Below are 3285 nucleotides of genomic sequence, written 5' to 3'. Positions count from 1 at the left end.
CCTGGGTACCTGGGGGCGCGGGGAACTGCGCGGCCAGCCACGACGCACCCGCAGACGAACGCACAACCCGCGGAAGCGAACCCGTCACGCCCCCAGCGCCTTGGACACCGCATAGATGAGAAGGCCCGCCAGCGAGCCAACAACCGTGCCGTTGATCCGGATGAACTGCAGATCCCGCCCGATGTGCGCCTCGATCTTCCGGGACGTATGCTCCGCGTCCCACCCGGCGACCGTCTCGGTGATGAGCGAGGTGATCTCGTCCCGGTACGTCGTCACGACGTACACCGCGGCCCCCTCGACCCACCCGTCGACCTTGCCCTGCAGCCGCGCGTCGGTGGCCATCCGCGTCCCGAGCGACAGCAGTGACGCCCGCACCCGCAAGCGCAGCTCACTGCGTTCGTCCTCCGCCGCGGACACGATCATCCGCCGTACGGAGGACCAGGTGGAGGCGATCAGGTCCTGGACCTCGCCCCGGCCGAGGACCTCTCGCTTGAGGTTCTCCACCCGCGCCCGCGTGTCCGTGTCGGACTGCAGGTCGGAGGCGAAGTCGGTGAGGAACCGGTCGAGGGCGCCCCGCGCCGGGTGGGCGGGCATGTCGCGCATCTCGGTGACGAACCGCAGCAGCTCCTTGTAGACGCGCTCCCCGACCCGCTTGTCGACGAACCGCGGGGTCCAGCCGGGGGCGCCGCCCTGTACGGCGTCCATCACCTGCTCGTTGTGGAGGACGAGCCAGTCGTGGGCGCGTACGCAGATCAGGTCGACGACCCGCCGGTGGCCGCCGTCCGCGACGACCTTCTCCAGGGTCTTCCCGATGCCGGGGGCGATCTCCTGGGCGTCGGCCCGCCGGTTGATGGCCTCGCCGACGACGGCCTGCACGTCCGAGTCGCGGAGCACCGCGAGGGCTCCTCTGAGCGCGGTGGCCAGTTCCTCGGTCACCCGGTCGGCGTGCTCGGGCAGGGCCAGCCAGGTGCCGAGCCGGCTGCCGATGCCGACGGCGCGCAGCCGCTGTCGTACGACGTCCTGCGAGAGGAAGTTCTCGCCGACGAACTCGCCCAGCGACACGCCGAGCTGGTCCTTCTTGGTCGGGATGATCGCGGTGTGCGGGATGGGCAGGCCCATGGGCCGCCGGAACAGTGCGGTGACGGCGAACCAGTCGGCGAGCGCGCCCACCATGCCGGCCTCGGCGGCGGCGGCCACGTAACCCGTCCAGGCGCCCGCGCCGGAGTTCCCGGCCCATTTGGCGAGTACGTAGACGAGGGCGACGAACAGCAGCAGTCCGGTCGCCGTGAGTTTCATGCGGCGGACACCGCGGAACTTCTCCTCGTCGGCGGGGCTGAACGAGTTCATGGCCCGGTTCGGCGCGGCGCGGTCGGACGCCGTGGCGCCCGGGCCCGCCGGGGCCGCCCCGTCGGCGCTGAGGGCGCTTCTGCGGTTCGTGGGGTTCGCCACACCGCCGGGGTGGGAAGGCTGCCCCTCCGGACCCGTTTCTCCTGTTTCATCCTCTTTCGTTCGTTCCATCCGCTCCATCCGTTCCCGGTCCCCCATAACGCATTGTTCCAACCTGACCGACTCCTGGAACGGAACAGGAGTTCCCCGCGTCTGTCCGGGCGGGGGATTTCACCGGGGCCCAGGGGTCCCGAGATGTCCCGAGGGGTCCTGTCGGGTTCCTCCCGCGCCATGCCTCATCATGGGGTCATCACACCGGAGCTCCGGGCTCCCATTTTTCCGAGGAGATACGCACCGCATGACCAAGCGTCACGGTTATGCCTTGCTGGCCGCGATCGTCGCTGTGATCGTCGCCATTTCGACCGCCATATACGTCGGAGTCGCCGCCGACGACGGCGGGGAGAACACGGCCGTGGTCGGCGGCCGGACCCCGCACAACTCGGCGGCCCCCGCGTCCGTCGGCACCTGGGTGGGCGCCTGGTCGGCGTCCCCCGCCGGATCGGAACCGGGCACCGAGGCGAACGGCATGGCGGGCCGCTCGGTACGCAACGTGGTGCACGTCGGCGTCGGCGGCACCGCGGCCCGGATCACCCTGTCCAACCTGTACGGGCAGCAGCCGCTCAGCATCACGCACGCCTCGGTCGCCGTCGCGGCCACCGCGAACAACGCCGCCGCTGCCGCCGACACGATGCGCCGCCTCACCTTCGGGGGCCGCCCCTCGGTGGTGGTGCCCGCCGGGCAGCAGGTCGTCAGCGACGCCGTACGGCTGCTGGTCCCGCACGGCAGCGACGTGCTGGTGACGACGTACTCGCCGACCCCGTCGGGGCCCGTCACCTACCACCCGCAGGCGCGGCAGATCTCGTACACCGCGGAGGGCGACCGCACGGAGGACGTCAGCGGGGTCGCGTACACCGGGCAGACGCCCTACTGGCGGTACCTGACCGCGCTCGACGTGCTGAGCAACGAGTCGCAGGGCACGGTCGTCGTCATCGGCGACTCGCTCACCGACGGTGTGACCTCCACGGTGGGCGAGAACCGGCGCTGGACCGACGTCCTCGGCGAGCGGCTGCACGCGGCCGGCTCCGACGGGCCCCGCTACAGCGTGGTCAACCAGGGCATCAGCGGCAACCGGGTCCTCACCAGCGGGCTCGGGCGGCCCGCCGAGAATCCGAGCGGGCTGGTCCGCTTCGACCGTGACGTGCTCGGCCGCACCAACGTCAAGGCGGTCGTGATCGCCCTCGGCGTCAACGACATCCTGCGGACGCCGAACCAGACCGACGCGAACCGGATCACCGCGGGGCTGCGTGAGCTGAGGCGGCAGGCGCATGCGCGGGGGCTGCGGGTGGTGGGGGCCACGCTCATGCCGTTCCAGGGGCACCGGGGGTACCGGCCGCATCTGGAGGACACGCGGCAGGCGGTCAACGCGCAGATCCGGGCGGGGAAGGTCTTCGACGATTACGCGGACTTCGACGAGGCGCTCCGCGATCCTTACAACCCGCGGCGGCTTCGGTCCGACTACGACTCGGGTGATCATCTCCACCCGAGCGACAAGGGCTACAAGCGGATGGCGGAGATCTTCGACCTCTCCACGCTGAAGGGTTCGGCCCCGGCCCAGCTCTAGCCCTGCCGGGCGGGGCTTGTACGTCACCCGCACCCCGGTGGGGGTTGCTCGCGCAGTTCCCCGCGCCCCTTAAAAGCTTGCGCGTCGGCCGCGGGCCGGTGGGGGCGGGCCGCGCAGTTCCCCGCGCCCCTTGAAAGCTCGTGCCTCGGCTGCGGGACGGTGGGGGTTGCTCGCGCCGTTCCCCGCGCCCCCAAGCAGGGACTACGCCCCTTCAGGGG

General features: G+C 71.3%; 2 protein-coding genes. One reads left to right on the top strand and one right to left on the bottom strand.

Annotation, left to right across the window (positions count from 1 at the left end):
• Positions 1 to 84: 84 nt before the first annotated feature.
• Entirely contained in the window at positions 85 to 1527 is a 1443-nt protein-coding gene (locus ACFWGJ_RS42900) for a DUF445 domain-containing protein (protein WP_387334392.1), read from the bottom strand.
• Positions 1528 to 1744: 217 nt separating this feature from the next.
• On the opposite strand from ACFWGJ_RS42900, the gene ACFWGJ_RS42895 reads away from it, so the two are divergent.
• The gene (locus tag ACFWGJ_RS42895) at positions 1745 to 3067 is read left to right on the top strand and encodes an SGNH/GDSL hydrolase family protein (RefSeq protein ID WP_387334391.1); all 1323 of its coding nucleotides are present in this window, start codon (positions 1745 to 1747) and stop codon (positions 3065 to 3067) included.
• Positions 3068 to 3285: the final 218 nt, after the last annotated feature.

The sequence above is a fragment of the Streptomyces sp. NPDC060205 genome (assembly GCF_042728395.1).
GTDB lineage: Bacteria > Actinomycetota > Actinomycetes > Streptomycetales > Streptomycetaceae > Streptomyces.
The sequence above is the reverse complement of the archived record's forward strand: the minus strand, read 5'-3'. Positions and strand labels throughout refer to the sequence as shown.